Annotated in this window: 1 protein-coding gene; it reads right to left on the bottom strand. The window is 59.3% G+C overall.

Annotated elements, in window-relative coordinates; genetic code table 11:
• Window positions 1-1,042, bottom strand: a 1,042-nt coding sequence (locus ACR0NY_RS19100; RefSeq protein ID WP_480771304.1) for an ATP-binding protein, incomplete at its 3' end; no start/stop codon positions are given.
• Window positions 1,043-1,123 lie beyond the last annotated feature (81 nt).

Below are 1,123 nucleotides of genomic sequence, written 5' to 3'. Positions count from 1 at the left end.
GGGGCAAAATCACAGTGAAAACTGACCCTTTGCCCAGGTCGCTTTCGACGCGCAGCCGCCCGCGGTGTCGGTTGACGATGTGTTTGACAATGGCCAGACCCAGCCCGGTCCCACCCAACTCGTGCGAGCGATGACTGTCGGCCCGATAGAATCGCTCTGTCAGGCGTGGCAGATGAACCGCATCAATGCCCGGACCCTTGTCGATGATCTGAACGCGAACAGCAGGGCCGCGCATCGCGGTATCGCGCTCGGACGAGGTTACGCGCACCTCGACGCTGCCGCCGCTGCCGCCGTATTTGATCGCGTTTTCTATCAGATTGGTAAAGACCTGACGCAATTGATCACTGTCACCTGTCAACGACACAGGCCCTTGAGGCGCATCCATAGACAGGGTCACATGTGCGTCTTCGGCCAATGGGCGCAGCGAGGTCAGGGTGGATTGCAACAGCCCCGTCAACTCCAGCTGTTCCTTGGGGCGCACACGCTCTTCACTTTCGACCCGGTTCAGAGACAGAAGATCGCCGACCAGACGATTCATCCGGTTGGCCTCTTCGGTCATGATCTGCAGAAACCGTTCCCGCGCGGGGGCGTCATCGCGCGCCGGGCCGCGCAAGGTTTCAATGAAGCCCATCAAGGCGGTCAGGGGCGTGCGCAATTCGTGGCTGACATTGGCCACGCAGTCCCGGCGCATTTGACCGGCCTGTTCCAGTTGCGTCACGTCCTGAAAGATCACGATCACAGCACCGCCGGACACGGCACCGACCCCGGTCATATAGCGGCAATGCACTTCAAAGGTCGTGTCCTGCGCGCCGTCATTCGACAAGTGCCGGGTTTTTGCCGGTCCTTTGGTGCGCAGACTTTGTTCCAGCGCCTCAATCACCTGCGGTTGCCGCAATATGGTTGCGAAATGACGGCCCTGGATGTTTTGACCCAACAGCGTTTTCGCGTCGGTGTTGGCGGAAATGATCCGCTCGGTCTGATCCACCATCAGCGCGGGCATGGGAACGGCTGAAACAAATTCAGCGAGCAGATCTTCAGACATGGTCTTGTACCCTGTTGGCCCGGGTGTGTCAGGAAACCGGCGTCAAAGTCTCGCGAAACTTGCGCATGTTCTCTTGGTAGT

The sequence above is a fragment of the Ruegeria sp. BJ5 genome (assembly GCF_056537865.1).
Note: the sequence above shows the minus strand (reverse complement) of the source record. Positions and strands in the feature narration are given on the sequence as shown.